This window comes from Pseudomonas sp. NY5710, assembly GCF_013305665.1.
In the GTDB taxonomy this organism is placed as follows: Bacteria; Pseudomonadota; Gammaproteobacteria; order Pseudomonadales; family Pseudomonadaceae; genus Aquipseudomonas; species Aquipseudomonas juntendi.
On record NZ_CP045554.1, the window covers coordinates 3,870,339 to 3,884,988 of the forward strand.

Annotated in this window: 10 protein-coding genes and 3 pseudogenes; 10 read left to right on the forward strand and 3 right to left on the reverse strand. The window is 60.4% G+C overall.

Annotated elements, in window-relative coordinates:
- Window positions 1–114: 114 nt before the first annotated feature.
- Both nadA and GEV39_RS17785 read right to left on the reverse strand, forming a co-directional pair.
- Window positions 115–1,173: a quinolinate synthase NadA gene (gene nadA, locus GEV39_RS17780; RefSeq protein WP_009684090.1), complete on the reverse strand. Its 1,059-nt coding sequence runs from the start codon at window positions 1,171–1,173 to the stop codon at window positions 115–117.
- A 229-nt stretch (window positions 1,174–1,402) separates the two neighbouring features.
- A complete protein-coding gene (locus GEV39_RS17785) occupies window positions 1,403–2,911 on the reverse strand; it encodes a YdgA family protein (protein ID WP_173890757.1) in 1,509 nt (502 codons plus the stop codon).
- A gap of 445 nt (window positions 2,912–3,356) precedes the next feature.
- Between GEV39_RS17785 and GEV39_RS17790 the strand changes: the two genes are divergently transcribed.
- From GEV39_RS17790 to GEV39_RS17805, 5 genes and pseudogenes are all read left to right on the forward strand, one after another.
- Window positions 3,357–4,709: an APC family permease gene (locus GEV39_RS17790; RefSeq protein WP_173890758.1), complete on the forward strand. Its 1,353-nt coding sequence runs from the start codon at window positions 3,357–3,359 to the stop codon at window positions 4,707–4,709.
- 409 nt (window positions 4,710–5,118) lie between these two features.
- Window positions 5,119–5,982: pseudogene (locus tag GEV39_RS26585) on the forward strand (PDC sensor domain-containing protein); the annotation flags it as partial.
- Window positions 5,983–6,330: 348 nt separating this feature from the next.
- A pseudogene (locus tag GEV39_RS26590) lies at window positions 6,331–6,840 on the forward strand (methyl-accepting chemotaxis protein); the annotation flags it as partial.
- A gap of 141 nt (window positions 6,841–6,981) precedes the next feature.
- Window positions 6,982–7,941, forward strand: a complete 960-nt coding sequence (locus GEV39_RS17800) for a cation diffusion facilitator family transporter (RefSeq protein ID WP_173890760.1) — start codon at window positions 6,982–6,984, stop codon at window positions 7,939–7,941.
- Window positions 7,942–8,001: 60 nt separating this feature from the next.
- Complete coding sequence (locus GEV39_RS17805) at window positions 8,002–8,700, forward strand: CatB-related O-acetyltransferase (protein ID WP_173890761.1); 699 nt, start codon at window positions 8,002–8,004, stop codon at window positions 8,698–8,700.
- A gap of 53 nt (window positions 8,701–8,753) precedes the next feature.
- Here the strand turns inward: GEV39_RS17805 and GEV39_RS17810 are convergent, their stop codons facing one another.
- Entirely contained in the window at window positions 8,754–10,031 is a 1,278-nt protein-coding gene (locus tag GEV39_RS17810; protein WP_173890762.1) for a DUF2254 domain-containing protein, read from the reverse strand.
- Between the two features lie 695 nt (window positions 10,032–10,726).
- Here GEV39_RS17810 and GEV39_RS17815 point away from each other — a divergent pair.
- The 5 genes and pseudogenes from GEV39_RS17815 to dnaB all read left to right on the forward strand — a co-directional run bounded on the left by GEV39_RS17815 (window position 10,727) and on the right by dnaB (window position 14,638).
- Window positions 10,727–11,613 (forward strand): annotated as a pseudogene (locus tag GEV39_RS17815) (ParA family protein).
- A complete protein-coding gene (locus GEV39_RS17820; RefSeq protein WP_023660690.1) occupies window positions 11,606–12,358 on the forward strand; it encodes a hypothetical protein in 753 nt (250 codons plus the stop codon). The pseudogene GEV39_RS17815 and the gene GEV39_RS17820 overlap by 8 nt, the downstream one beginning before the upstream one ends.
- Window positions 12,355–12,597 carry a hypothetical protein gene (locus GEV39_RS17825; RefSeq protein WP_023660691.1) on the forward strand — a complete coding sequence of 81 codons (243 nt, stop codon included), beginning with the start codon at window positions 12,355–12,357 and terminating at the stop codon, window positions 12,595–12,597. The genes GEV39_RS17820 and GEV39_RS17825 overlap by 4 nt, the downstream gene beginning before the upstream one ends.
- A complete protein-coding gene (locus GEV39_RS17830) occupies window positions 12,597–13,295 on the forward strand; it encodes a DUF2786 domain-containing protein (protein ID WP_031324260.1) in 699 nt (232 codons plus the stop codon). The genes GEV39_RS17825 and GEV39_RS17830 overlap by 1 nt, the downstream gene beginning before the upstream one ends.
- Window positions 13,292–14,638, forward strand: coding sequence for a replicative DNA helicase (gene dnaB, locus GEV39_RS17835; RefSeq protein ID WP_023660693.1), 1,347 nt, complete (start codon window positions 13,292–13,294; stop codon window positions 14,636–14,638). Before GEV39_RS17830 ends, dnaB begins: the two co-directional genes overlap by 4 nt.
- Window positions 14,639–14,650: the final 12 nt, after the last annotated feature.

Sequence of the window (14,650 nt, forward strand, 5' to 3'; positions counted from 1 at the left end):
GTGTTCGCGGCTGAAGCCGCTCCTACATCGGTAGCGTGAGCCGTAGGAGCGGGTTTACCCGCGAAGCAGGCGACGCGGTGGCTGTGCTGGACCGCCGAGCGGCCTCCGGCAATCTCAGGCGTTACCGGAAAGCTTGAGCCGCGCCGCCTGGGTGAAGTCCAGCATGCGGTTCAATGGCTTGATCGCCTTGGGCACCAACGCGGGGTCGACAAAAATCTCATCCCCCCCATTGCGCAGGCAGTGCAGCACGCGCTCGAGGGTGTTCATGGCCATCCACGGGCAGTGCGCGCAGCTGCGGCAGGCGGCGCCGTTGCCGGCTGTAGGCGCTTCGACGAATACCTTGTCCGGGCACAACTGCTGCATCTTGTAGAAGATGCCGCGGTCGGTAGCAACGATGAAGGTCTTGTTCGGCAAGGTCTGCGCGGCCTTGATCAATTGGCTGGTGGAACCCACCGCATCCGCCAACTCGATCACCGCTTCCGGTGATTCGGGGTGCACGAGGATGGCGGCGTCCGGGTACAACGCCTTCATGTCAGCCAACTGGCGCGACTTGAATTCTTCATGGACGATACAGGCACCGTCCCACAACAGCATGTCGGCACCAGTCTGCTTCTGGATGTAACGGCCCAAGTGCTGGTCCGGGCCCCAGATGATGGTTTCGCCGTTGTCCATCAGGCTTTCGACAATTTCCAGTGCGCAGCTGGAGGTCACTACCCAGTCGGCACGGGCCTTCACCGCAGCGGAGGTATTGGCATACACCACCACGGTGCGCTCCGGGTGCTGGTCGCAGAACGCCGAAAACGCTTCGACCGGGCAGCCCAGGTCGAGCGAACAGGTGGCCTCCAGGGTCGGCATCAGCACGCGCTTTTCCGGGGTGAGGATTTTTGCCGTTTCGCCCATGAAGCGCACACCGGCCACGATCACCGTTTCGGCGGGGTGGTTCTTGCCGAAGCGGGCCATTTCCAGCGAGTCGGACACGCAGCCGCCGGTTTCTTCGGCCAGCGCCTGAATGACCGGGTCGCAGTAATAATGGGCGACCAGCACAGCGTTCTGGGCCTTGAGCTCGGCAGCGATGGCCGCACGGTATTCGGCCTCCTGCTCGGCTGTCAGCGGGTTGGGCTGCTTGGCGTCGAGGTGGGCCTGAACCAACAGGCGTTCGGAAATCTGGGTCATGATCGCTGGACCTGCAAGCGCGCGTGCGCATCAACGAGTGTATCACCCGGCCCTGACAGATCGACTAAGGGTGCCGGACGGCGCAGGCCGCCACGGCCCTCTGCGGGCGCGGATTATTATCGGAGGCCGAAGGCTACAGAGAATCCAGCGATTACTAAAGGGGTTTTTGTGTTGCCGGCGCTGGCCTGTTCGCGGGTAAGGCCGGCAACAGGCCAGCGCCGGATAACCATCACCCCCGCGGGGACAGCGCTGCGAGGTGCGCGGCCATCAGCATGGCGAACTCTTCCACGGTCATCTTCTGCCCATTGAAATCGACCATGCCATCGGCATAGTGCAGGCTGCTGACCACATCATCGCCCTGCACGGTGGCCAGGCCGCTTTGCACGGCCATCATGCCGACCATCTCCCCGGCCTGCCCCGACTGCATGGCGATCGCCTGTGCATCGGTTTGGCCATCGAGCAGCGCTTGCAGTGTCGCCAGGTCGCCAATCATGGGTTTGGACAGCGAGAGCTTGCCCTTCACCTCAGTGAGGACCTGTTTGCTCAGTTGGTCCGGCGGCAGGTCGAAGCTGGCCGGCGCGGCGAAATCCATGGCCAGGTTGAAGCGGCTCTCGCCGTTGGCGGTCTTGAACGACAGGTTTTCCAACGCCACCTTGGGCTTGGCCGCCAGCAGTTGCTGCAGGTCGCCCTGGAAGCGGGCCTTTTCGGCGTCGTCCATCTGGATTTGCGGCACCGGCTGGCCGGCAGCAGCGGCAGCTTCGAACTCCGGCAGGTGCGACTGGTACCATTTCGACAAGGCCTGCAGCGCCGGGGCATGGACAGAGGTGATGCTCACCGCCATTTGCGCCTTGCCCACCGCGCGGCCGTCCCAACTGATGTCCCCGACCTTGTACTCCACGCGGCCGCCCACGGTATCGGGGGTTTCAAGGCTCTGCAGGGCATACTGCTCCACGCCCTTGACCAGCAGGACCTGCTGTTTTGGCCCTAGCGTGACCTTGGCCTCGGCCAACAACAGGTCGACGTTGCCCACGTAGATATTGTCGTAAGGCGTGGCCGCCAGGTTGCCACCAAGCTTGAGACCCTGAAGCTCGAATGTGGCCGGTGGCTGGTCGTCATTCACCAGCTTCATCAGCAAACGGTCGGCATGGCCGTGGAACTTGGAGGCCTTGCCGTCCTTGTCGCCACTGACCTCCAATTGCATCCCTGAAAAATCGAGGCGGTTGCCGTCTGCCTTGTCGAGCTTGAGCGGGGCCAGTTGAATCTGGCTGACCACATCCCCCCCGTAACCCAGGCTGGTCTGCGCGCTGAGCGGCACCTTGCCGCCGGCAGCGTCGAACCAAGGCGCGACGGCATCGTCCTTCTGCAACGTGCTGTTGCTAACGGCCATCACCGGCACCAGCTTCAGCGCCTTGATGCGCGACCAGGGGAATGGGCCGTGCTCGATGTGGTCGGTCACGCCCACGTCGAAGTTGATCACCTCGCCTTCACCCACGTTGATGTCGCGGGCCTTGAGCCGGTACTGGGCGGTACTGCTGAAGAAGTGCTGTTCCAGCGACACCCGCTCGATACGCATGCTGCCACCGGTGGTGACCAGGGCCTTTTGCAGCTCGGCGTTGCTGCGGGCCACCGCGTTGTCCAGCTCGGCTGGCAACTGCTTGCCGGTGTACCAGGCGCCAGCGGTGGTTGCGACGGCGATGGCGACAGCCAGGCCGGAAAGAATGCCAACTGATTTCTTCATGAATTGAACCGATTGCTGTCCGTAAGGGCTGATTAGGCGGCCACGGGCCACACAGAGTGCGAAGAGTATCACCCCCACAGGCAAGGGACGCAGGGCAAAGTGCTGAAATCCTGCCTTTCGGAAGCGTCCGACAAACCGCCTAATCCGACGGTCAAATTGTTGATTTTTTCGAACACATCAATTGATCATAACCGCAAAAAAACGCGTAAAAACCGAACAAACCCCAAAAAGAATCGATAAATATTTCAATTGCGTAACATCTTGTCATGTTTAACTTGACACCCACCTACCCATCGTTTTTTATTTTCACCACTTTGCGCGTCCCCCGCGCCTTCCGCCGCTCCAACATAAAAGGTGAACAACATGGAGCCCACCCGCTCGCCCTTGCCGCATGCGCCATACCCCGTGCCCGCCGTACACGCCCAGCAACAGGAGCCATGCCAGCATGCAGCATGACCCTAGCGCTGCCGACAACGGCCAACTTCGCAAAACCCTGCGCCTGTGGCACGTGATCATCATCGGCCTGGCCTACCTGACACCGATGACGGTATTCGACACTTTCGGCATCGTCAGCGGGATAACCGCCGGCCACGTGCCCAGCGCGTACATCCTGGCGCTGGCCGGCATCCTGTTCACCGCAGTCAGCTATGGCACCCTGGTAAAACGCTTTCCGCAGTCGGGTTCGGCCTACACCTACACCCAGCGCGCGATCAACCCGCACGTGGGTTTCCTGGTCGGCTGGTCGTCGTTACTGGATTACCTGCTGCTGCCAATGGTCAATGCCCTGCTGGCCAAGCTGTACCTCTCGGCGATGTTCCCGGAAGTACCTGCGTGGGTGTGGGTGGCCGCTTTCGTGACCCTCATCAGCCTGATCAACATGCGCAGCGTGAACCTGGTGGCGCACTTCAACCTGCTGTTCGTGGGCGTGCAGGTGGCGATCATCGCCGTGTTCATCTACCTGTGCGTGCGTGGCCTGCACCATGGTGAAGGGCTTGGCACGGCCTGGAGCCTGATCCCGTTCGCCGACGGTCAAACCCAGTTCAGCGCACTGGCCGCCGGCGCCACCATCCTGTGCTTCTCGTTCCTGGGCTTTGACGCCGTCACCTGCCTGTCCGAAGAAACCCGCGACCCGGGCAAGACCATCCCGCGGGCGATCTTCCTCACCGCCCTGATCGGTGGCGTGGTGTTCATCACCGTGTCGTACTTCATCCAGGCCTACTTCCCGACCATGGCGCGTTTCCATGACCACGAGGCGGCGCTGCCGGAAATCGCCCTGTATGTCGGGGGCAAACTGTTCCAGTCGGTATTCATTGCCTGCACGGTGATCAACACCATCGCCTCGGGCCTGGCCTCGCAGACCAGCGTGTCGCGCCTGCTGTACGTGATGGGCCGCGACAACGTGATCCCGGCCCGCGTTTTCGCCCGCCTGCACGCACGCTACAAGACACCGGTACTGAACATTGCCGTGGTCGGCATCATTTCGCTGTCGGCGATTTTCTTCGACCTGGTGACTGCTACCTCGATCATCAATTTCGGCGCCCTGGTGGCGTTCAGCTTCGTCAACCTGTCGGTGATCAACCATTGCTACCTTCGCGAGGGCAACCGCAAGGGCCTGGCGAACCAGCTGAAGTACCTGGTACTGCCCACCATCGGCTTCTGCATCATCGTTTCGCTGTGGCTGGACCTCAATGCCCACTCGCTGATCTTTGGCGGTATCTGGGCTGCGCTCGGCCTGCTGTACCTGGGCTGGCTGACCAAGGCGTTCCGCTCGGCGCCCCCCAACTACGTGCCTGAATGACCCACGCTACCCACAACGCCCGCGCCTGGCCGCGGGCGTTGCAGTGTTCGAAAAGGAAAGCTCCATGCTGCTGCGCCGCCTCTCCATCCAATGGAAGATCACCTTGCTGGCCGGCCTTTGCCTGCTGGCGATCGTCGCCTTGCTGGTGGCCACCTCGCTGACTCAGGCACAGCGCAGTGCCACGCTGGTCAACCAAGCCAACACCGCCATGCTCGACAGCAGCGCGCGGCAGCGCCTGGCGGCCCACGCCGAAACCCAGGCCCTGCGCATTCAGCGCTACTTCATGGACGCTTATCAATACGGCAATGGCTTTGCCCGCCTGGTGCAAGTGCTGCAAGCCCGAGGTGGCAACGACCTGCGCGCCGAACTCACCCGCCAGGCGCGAGCCAGCCTGGCCGGCAAACCTGACATGATCGGCCTGTACCTGGTGTTCCAACCCAATGCACTGGACCAACAAGACAGCCAGTACCGCGGCCAGGACGCGGCGGGCAGCAACGAAAGCGGGCGCTTTTCGCTGTACTGGTCGCAGCCGCGCCCGGGCACCCTGGAGCGCGAAGCCATGCCAGAAGCGATGCTTGGCGACGCCAGCATCGGCAGCAACGGCGCGGCGAAGAACCGCTGGCTGACCTGCCCACTGCAGACCGGCACAACCTGCCTGCTGGAACCGTATCTGGACGAGGTCAACGGCAGCCAGGTACTGATGACCAGCATCGCCCTGCCCTTGCTGGAACACGGCAAAGTGGTGGGCGTGGTCGGCCTGGATATCAGCCTGGACAACCTGCAGCAGTTGAGCATAAACGGCCGCCGCGAGCTGTTCGAGGGTCAGGGCCAGGTGAGCATCGCCAGCGCGGGCGGCCTGCTGGCAGGCAATAGCCGCGACGCCAGCATGCTCGGCAAACCCGTTGAGCCTGCAGTTGCCGCTGGCCAGTTACGGGTTGCGCACCCCTTCACGCCCATTCCCGACGCCGCCCCGTGGCAGGTATTGCTGGAAGTGCCAGAAAGCGTGCTGCAGGCACCCGCGGTAGCCCTCAATCAGCGCCTGGATGCGCACAACCAGCGTGCCAACCTGACCAGCCTGCTGATCGGCCTGGGCGCGGCAGTGCTGGGCTTGCTGTTGGTGTGGCTGACGGCGCGCGGGGTCACCCGCCCCATCCTGGCGGTGGCTGCCCGGCTTGAAGACATCGCCAGCGGCGAAGGCGACCTTACCCGCCGCCTGGACTACGCCCGCCAGGACGAACTGGGCCAGCTCAGCGCGTGGTTCAACCGCTTCCTCGACAAATTGCAGCCGGTCATCGCCCAGGTCAAAGGCTCGCTGCAGGAGGCCCGCGGCACCGCCGACCAGTCGGCAGCCATCGCCAGCCAGACCAGCGCCGGCATGCAGCAGCAGCACCGTGAAATCGAGCAAGTGGCCACGGCGGCCAACGAAATGAGCGCCACTGCACTGGATGTCGCCCATAACGCCGCCCAGGCGGCCCAGGCGGCACGTACCGCCGACCAGGCCAGCCAGGAAGGCCTGCAGTTGATAGACAGCACCCGCCAGGGCATCGACCGGCTGGCACTGGACATGGACACGGCCATGGCCGACGCACGCGCCCTGGAGGGCCGCAGCGCTCAGATCGGCACGGTGCTGGAAGTCATCCGTTCCATCGCCGAGCAGACCAACCTGCTGGCACTGAATGCGGCCATTGAAGCAGCCCGTGCCGGGGAAGCCGGCCGTGGCTTTGCCGTAGTCGCCGACGAGGTGCGCGGGCTGGCACAGCGCACGCAGGTGTCGGTGGAGGAAATTCGCCAGGTCATCGAAGGCTTGCAGCAAGGCACGCAGGATGTCGTGGGCGCCATGCACGAGGGCCAACGCCAGGCGCAAGTCAGTGCCGCACGCATGGAGCAGGCCCTGCCGGCACTGCAACGCATTGGCGAGGCGGTGGCGGTGATCAGCGACATGAACTTGCAGATCGCCTCGGCCGCGGAGCAACAGAGCGCAGTGGCCGAAGAGGTGAACCGCAACGTAGCCGGCATTCGCGACGTTACCCAATCGCTGGCAGGCCAGGCAGACGAGTCGGCTCGCATCAGCCAGGCCTTGAACCGGCTGGCCAACCAGCAACAAGCGCTCATGGAGCAGTTCCGCGTCTAATCTGTGAGGGCTTCTTAGCGGGTACCCCCCCCACAGGGACCCGCACTGGCCTTTGAAGACATGCCCCCTGTAGGAGCGGGTTTACCCGCGAAGAGGCCCTCACAGGCACCACAGCATCATCGATTTTGCCGAGCACACCTTATGCAAACCGCACCCCGATCCTCGTTCTTCGACATCACCAGCGAACAGGGCCTGCTGCGCACCTCGATCGCCGTCACCCTGTTCATCGCCAGCATCGGCATCGCTTTCGGCGTGGCCTCCGGTTCGTTCTCGATCATGTTCGATGGCGTTTACTCACTGGTCGACGCCAGCATGAGCGGCCTGTCGCTGGTGGTGGTCAAGCTGATCACCTCGCATACCACCAGCGTGCAGATGTCGCGCAAGCTGCGCGAGCGTTTCACCATGGGCTTCTGGCACCTGGAGCCGATGGTGCTGGCACTCAATGGCATCCTGCTCAGTGGCGTGGCGGTCTATGCCCTGATCAACGCCGTCAGCAGCCTGCTGCAGGGCGGCCGACACCTGGAGTTCGGCATTGCCATGGTCTACGCGGTAGTGACCGTGATCTGCTGCGTGACCATCGCCCTGGTCGAGGCCCGCGCCAACCGCCAGCTGAAGTCGGACTTCGTGGCCATGGACGTCAAGGGCTGGGTGATGTCGGCCAGCATCACCGCTGCACTGCTGATCGCCTTCTGCTTTGGTTACGCGGTTCAGGGAACCTCATGGGAGTGGGTATCACCGTACATCGACCCGGCGGTACTGGCCCTGGTGTGCCTGGTGATTGTGCCGCTGCCGATGGCGGTGGTGCGCCAGGCCCTGGCGGAGATTTTCCTGGTCACCCCAGGCGACCTCAAGCTGCACGTGGACGAAGTGGCCAAGGCCTTTGTCGCCCGCCACGGATTGCAGTCCTACCGTGCCTATGTTGCCAAGGTCGGGCGCTCACGCGAGATCGAGCTGTACTTCATCGTACCCAAGGCCATGGCAGCGAAGACCATCGATGAATGGGACGCGTGGCGCAACGAGATTGGTGAAGCCGTGGGCGGTGAAGGGCCGAACCGCTGGTTGACGGTGGTGTTCACGGGTGACCCGGAATGGGCGGAGTAAGCGTTTGTTCATTGCAGAAGGCTTGCTAAGATCCCCCAAAAGCGTGATGCGATCAAAACTATGCTCAAAATATTCAGAGAACGACAATTCAAGAAAGCGTTCCGAAAACTGGGCGGCAAAGCTGCCGGTGGTTCTGGTTCCTTTAGCGCCCGTGCCTGCGCAACCATTGAGCAAGGTGTAAGCCTTGGACACGTCAGGGTAGAGTCGCCGTCGATAACCATCGGTGCCCACACGTATATCAGGAGTGGCAGCACGTTATCCGTGATTTCTGCAATCGGCCGTTTTTGCTCAATAGGATCCGACTGCACGCTGGGCCAGGAAAAGCATACCCACCCTACCGATTGGGTAAGCACGCACCCCTTCCAGTATGAAACGGGAGGCTTGTCCTATTCGCCAGGGGCCGCTTGGGTGACCCTGGGCCACGACGTCTGGGTCGGGCATGGCGCGACCATTTTGGAAGGTGTAGAGGTAGGCACGGGGGCAATCATTGCCACACGGGCAGTGGTGACAAAAAACGTGCCCCCCTATGCGATCGTTGGCGGAAACCCAGCCAAGTTCATCAAATACCGGCATAGCGCTGAAGTCATTGAGCGGCTGCTTGCTAGCCAATGGTGGAACCTGGATGTCGAGTACCTCAAACGCCTGCCCATGAACGACCCCGAGGCATTTCTCAAGGCAATTGAAAAGGGTGCACCAGCCGCCCCAGTACACTACTCGCAACTCTCCATCGCCAAGCGCAGGGTGCAAGAAGCGCCGTAGTGGGTTCAGCTTTATCAAACTTTGTCGATGGCCTTTGCGGTTGCGCGTCGAAGCTACTGACCAAGCAACGGCGCGGCTACATCCCGGAGCCGCTGCTTTTCTTCATCCAGGTGCAACGATGTCTGCGCACGTTTGACCAGTAAAGCGCCATGGTGTCGGCAATGCTTGCCATACCGCTGTGGATCGAGTTCAGCCAGACTGATCAATGCCTTGATCATCCGGATATCGATTTCCAACAGCCCTGCCCCGTCCCGTGCGATCAATGTAAAGAAGTCATCGAATAAATCGTGTACTTCGATGCACCGAACATGAACGCGTAGGCACTTCTCATCGACCTGGTCAGACGCCGGGGATTGCATCGACCACGTGGAAAAACACCTGACTCCACGGCCGATCACATCGATCACGGTCCCGGAATCATTGGTCGCCGGAGACAGGGCGCGCGAGGCGATTTCGGTTAGAACCGCAAGGCCGAAGCGTGGATCCTGGTCAAATGAGCGGCGTACACCAACCGTGACCGCGCGCAGGATTTCAGCCGCCAGCGCCGAGCCCTGTGGGGGAGGCGAAGCTGTGGGTAGCAGCCGCGCTATGGGCGCACCAATGTGGACAAAGGTGCCTGGCAGTACTTCCAGGTAGATCTTGAGCTGGTGCTTCTCGGCCACTGCCGCCAGGCCGCTGATATCGATGTGCTGGACGTAGCCAGTGTCGGTACTGGCAATCGTCAGCGCGCCAGTGGGCAGCACGCAGGATTCGGGATAAGGGGCACCACCCAGATAAGGCCAGCGGGCGCGATGCTCCAAGGCAGCCAGTGTAGCGGCCTCGACCCGATCAATTGTCTCGCCGACCCTCCCAAGCGTGGATAGGTGACCGATCCAGCGTAACAGGGTGTATACGATCAGGACGATCATCAACAGGGTCACCGCGAAAAGCACCACCCGCCCCTGAGCCCCATAAGCACCGGTACTCAGCGCGATGATGCCGACCAGGCTGAACAGGAACGAGCCAATGAACGTGGCCAGTGCATTCTGCGTTGTCGAATCTTCCATCACCAAGGTCGTCGCCCTGGGTGTCACGCCATTACTGGCAGCACCGTAGGCAGAAACGATGATACTCAAGGAAAACGTGGTCACCGCCAACATGCTGGAGGCGATGATGCCGAGTATCTTGTCGACCGAGTCTGCACCGATCTTCGCAGGCAGCGATGGCGGTACGAAGTCGCGTAAGGCGATGGCGAGCAAGGCCGTGACAACGCCAGCAAGCGAAAACAGCGTTGTACGGAACCACAGGCGTTTTGTCACTTGACGCAGGACCCAGCTCAACCGAGTGATCATTGTTTCTATCCTTATGGTGGTCAACGCTTCCGGGCACGGTTTGGCATTGCCCTCAGCTTGCGCCGTAGCGTTTGCATCATTGCGTTACTAGGCCGAAGCCAGTGGAAGTGGCCCATTAGATAGTGCGCCGAGTACAGGCGTAAAGACGACGCCCGCACCCAGAATGTCTGCAAATGAAACGATCACGGCCTACAGCGCCCGCGTGTCCTCTTAAAGCAGCGCTGCGATCACCGACCCATCCGCCCGTAGTTCGACGAACAAGTCTGAGCTGTTCCAGATCATGATATTAGGAAACTGGCGCCATGCTATTGACTGCGTGCGATTCATGACGATGCGGATCCTCGGTTACACACAGCCGTGATAGCCCGCAGACCCGCTAACTCATTGACTTTTCTGGGGCAGAAATGAAAAAGCCCGCCATAACTGGCGGGCTATTCCATGTTGACATCACGCAGAAGCGAGTCCAAGACTCGCCTCACACGGCTGCGAGACTAGAAAACGGCTATGGCAAGCCCCTATCTAGTACCCACGAACCGTTGTGAATATGGTGGGTCGTGTAGGATTCGAACCTACGACCAATTGGTTAAAAGACAATTGGGATCTAGGCCGAAATTTCCACCTAGGGAGGGGTTTTAAGCACCATTCCAGCGCCTAGCTAAGCAGCCTCTAATGAAATCCACATTAGAGGCATGGCAATGACACATCCGAAGAAAGCAAGACGAGCAGGTAAGGTTTCCACCAAAGGCGGCACCGGTAAATCCACTGGATCCACCAATCTGGGGGCATTCACTGCAGACGCCGGGCTGCGCACCCTCCTCATCGATCTGGACCCCGTCCAGCCTTCCGCATCCTCCTATTTCCCCTGGAGTACACCGCCCCGGGCGGCATTTTCGAGCTGCTGTCGTACAACGAGACCGACCCGGCCAAGATCATCTCCCGCACGTCGATCAAGAATCTCGACGTCATCATCTCGAACGACGCCAACAACCAGCTCAACAACCTCATACTGCAGGCGCCTGATGGCAGACTGCGACTAGCCAACCTGATGTCGGCTTTCGATGCCAATTACGACCTCATCCTCTTTGATACCCAGGGCGCCCGCTCTGCGATGTTGGAGATGGTCGTTCTTGCATCCGACATCATCCTCTCCCCCCTCCCCCCGAACATGTTGGCCGCGCGCGAATTCAGCCGTGGGACCATCCATATGATGGATGGCTTGCGCAGTTACGCACGCCTCGGCCTCACCATTCCCCACATCAACATCATCATCAACGGCCTGGATGAAACTGCTGACGCACGCGAGATCCACCGTACCGTCCGTGAAATTTTCGACGGGAACCCTGACTACACCGTCCTGCAATCGATCATCCCAGATGCCGTCATCTTCAAGAAAGCCGCGAGCCAAGGCGTGCCAGCGCATCGGCTTGAATATCGTCAACCGTCGAACCGTAAGTCGCCGTCGGCGCTGAACGTCATCCGCAACCTGGCTATCGAGGCGTTCCCAGAATGGAAAGACCGCTTCGAGGCAATGACCGAAGAGCGTGTTGCCGAGATCGCCAAGGAGGCCCGCCGCGATGAGTAAGCACGCGATAACCGAGGCTGCCGGGATCACGGCCGATGAAGTCCTCAGGATTGGGAAACTCTACAGCTCCAATGAGTTACGCGGCATCCAGAAAAAGCTGACATCCGCGTCTGGAGACCTGCACAAGCTAGCCAACGGTTGGAAGATGGGTGCCGGCTTGCTCGGATCGCTCGGTGACCTTCTGAGCATTGAACAGCGCGATCTACTGCGTAGTGCCGCACAACTCGTTGATTCGATCGGTCACAACGTGACCCATGCGAAGGAAAAGCGCGTTCGTTCCGAGAAAGAAACGAAACGCCGGCAAGATGCGCGTGATGCTCAGTCGAAACAGCTGGTAGCCCGTACGTTCCCCTTGCCTACCGAAACTCACGAAGAACTGCTGGAGACGATCAAAGCCGCACTCATTCTGAATCGTGCACGGCAGTTAAACACCTCCTACAACCCTTCTGAATTCAACGTTTACATCAGAAACGAGCTGAAGACACCTGCTCGGCTCCATGGGCATTCAGTGGAGCAACACCGAGCAGGTAATGTCAGATCACTCCGCTACTTCATGATCAGCGACCTGACCAGCCACCTTGCTTATGACGATGGTTCATCGGTTGAGGAACGCCTGCGGCTCCTGCAGGAGAAAGTGGCCGAAGCTGTAGGCTTGGCTGCCTTGACAGCAGACGAACGCGAGACCCTTCGCCTCTGGCAAGAGGCCTTGGTGCCTGCAGCGGACAGGCAGGAGGGCCAAGCATGAGCTTTGCCCTCATATCTCAATTCGCGGGCTCGCTTTGCCTGTATCTCATGAACTGCTCTGTGGCACTGGCCACTGCCTATGGCTTGGGCTCGATCTTCAAAGCCCCCCATGTCGAGCTCGCGTTGCAGGGAGCGGTCTACTCAGCCTATGCGCTCTGTGTCTTCGGCGTACTGAACTCCCTGGCCTTGATCGCATCCGCGCTGCGCAGCCGACCTCGCCGCGCCGGGGAGAGTTCATGATGGACAAGCAGAAGATCCTCGACAAGGTCACCAAGCTGATGTCCTTGGCCAATAGTCCGGGGGCAAACACGAACGAGGCCGCAACCGCATTGCGCCAGGCCCGCTCGCTCATGGCCAAGTACAACATCGAGTCCGACGAACTTCGAGCCAGCCAGGTTCTAGAAACAAGCGTCCCCACTGGCACTCGCCGCTCCCCCGCTGATTGGCTGCACTCCCTGGCCGCAACGTGCGCAGCCGCTTTCGACTGCAGCCACCTCTCCTACTACCACCCATTGAAAGGGTACTGCTTCAAGTTCCTGGGCAAGGGTATCGGCCCGGATCTGGCTGCTTATGCCTACAGCAGCCTCGTCCTGCAACTGCAGAAAGCACGTCGCGAGCATGTCTCGCAGCAGAAACGGTGTCAGCTGAAGACCAAACGACGTCGCGGCCAACTCTTTGCTGAGGGCTGGATCGGGGCAGTGGCCTACAAAGTTCGAGAATTCGCTGGTGACCTAGCCCCAGATATCCAGGCTGATATCAGTGCCTACTTGACCTTACATCACCCTGAGTTGAAGCGCTTCGACATCACGCCAAGCGAAGCCAAGGGCCACGATCGTAGCTCGCTGTACGAAGGAATTAAGCAGGGTCAGCGTGCTCAGCTCCACCGGGGAGTAGGCCGCAGTGAACAGCCAGGAATTGCCCAGGGAGGTGCCAGATGACCGATCTGATCCTTTCCCCTCCTCATTCCGTCGAGGCTGAACAAGGCGTTCTGGGCGGGCTGATGCTGGACAACGAAGCCTGGGATCTGGTCGGTGATCTACTGCAGGCCGACGACTTTTTTCTATCCCAACACAGGCTGATCTTCACTGCCATCCAGGAGCTGTCAGAGAAAAACAGCCCATTCGATATAGTGACGATTTTTGAGGCGATGGCCATCCCTGAGGAGGTTGGAGGCCTCTCCTACCTGGCAGAGCTGGCCAAGAACACTCCGTCTGTAGCGAATATCCGGTCGTATGCTGAGATCGTGCGCAACCGCGCCCATCTCCGCCGCATCATGTCCCTGTGTTTTCAGGGGACTCGGGACGCTGCTGAACTCGCCGCTGACGCGGCTGAGGTCCAGGACACGCTAGAGCAGAAGCTGTTTAAGCTGGGCGAAGGTCGTGTGGTTAGCGAATTCACCGACATGAATGAGGCATTGCTCTCTGTCGTCGACAAGATCGACGCCAATTTCAATGGCCATGTGACCGTGACCGGTGTGCCGACCGGGATCACCGATCTTGACGAGATGACCCGTGGTTTGCAGCCAGCCGATCTGATCATCGTAGGCGCGCGCCCCTCCATGGGCAAAACCTCGTTCTGCTTGAGCACCGTCGATGCTGCGCTGACCAATTCGCCTGACAAGATCGTGCTGGTTTTCAGCATGGAGATGCCTACCGAGGCCCTGATTTATCGAATGCTGGCCATTCTGGGCCACATCGATCTGAGCAGGCTACTTTCGGGTCAGCTGCAGGATGAGGACTGGCCCAAACTATCAGCCGCCGTCCATCGCATGAACGCCTATGGCAACCGACTGGTCATCGATGACAGCGCGAACCTGACCCCTGCCGCTATGCGAGCCAAGGTTCGACGTGCTAGCCGGCGTTTCGGGAAGCCTTGCTTGATCATGGCGGACTACCTGCAGCTCATGCGGAGTCCTGGTCAAGAAAACAGGGTCAACGAAATCAGCGAAATATCCCGATCACTGAAGGGGATCGCCAAGGAATTCAACTGCCCGTTCATGGCCCTCTCCCAGCTCAATCGGGACCTCGAGCGCCGTCCCAATAAGCGCCCTGTGAATGCTGATCTACGGGACAGCGGGGCTATCGAGCAGGACGCGGACCTCATCCTCTTTGTCTATCGGGACGAGGTGTACAACGAGGACACCGAACTCAAAGGCGTTGCCGAACTGATCATTGGTAAACACCGCAATGGCCCCGTCGGCTATGTCCGGGCTGCCTTCATCGCCAACCAAACCCGATTCGCAAACCTCACTGCCGATCATTGGCAAGGAGCTGCCGCATGACGTCCATGCAAC

Coding starts and splice junctions, on each gene's coding strand:
- GEV39_RS17790 (WP_173890758.1), top strand. CDS start 3,357: ATGCAGCATGACCCTAGCGCTGCCGACAACGGCCAACTTCGCAAAACC.
- GEV39_RS17820 (WP_023660690.1), top strand. CDS start 11,606: ATGAGTAAGCACGCGATAACCGAGGCTGCCGGGATCACGGCCGATGAA.
- nadA (WP_009684090.1), bottom strand. CDS start 1,173: ATGACCCAGATTTCCGAACGCCTGTTGGTTCAGGCCCACCTCGACGCC.
- dnaB (WP_023660693.1), top strand. CDS start 13,292: ATGACCGATCTGATCCTTTCCCCTCCTCATTCCGTCGAGGCTGAACAA.
- GEV39_RS17825 (WP_023660691.1), top strand. CDS start 12,355: ATGAGCTTTGCCCTCATATCTCAATTCGCGGGCTCGCTTTGCCTGTAT.
- GEV39_RS17785 (WP_173890757.1), bottom strand. CDS start 2,911: ATGAAGAAATCAGTTGGCATTCTTTCCGGCCTGGCTGTCGCCATCGCC.
- GEV39_RS17805 (WP_173890761.1), top strand. CDS start 8,002: ATGCTCAAAATATTCAGAGAACGACAATTCAAGAAAGCGTTCCGAAAA.
- GEV39_RS17800 (WP_173890760.1), top strand. CDS start 6,982: ATGCAAACCGCACCCCGATCCTCGTTCTTCGACATCACCAGCGAACAG.
- GEV39_RS17810 (WP_173890762.1), bottom strand. CDS start 10,031: ATGATCACTCGGTTGAGCTGGGTCCTGCGTCAAGTGACAAAACGCCTG.
- GEV39_RS17830 (WP_031324260.1), top strand. CDS start 12,597: ATGGACAAGCAGAAGATCCTCGACAAGGTCACCAAGCTGATGTCCTTG.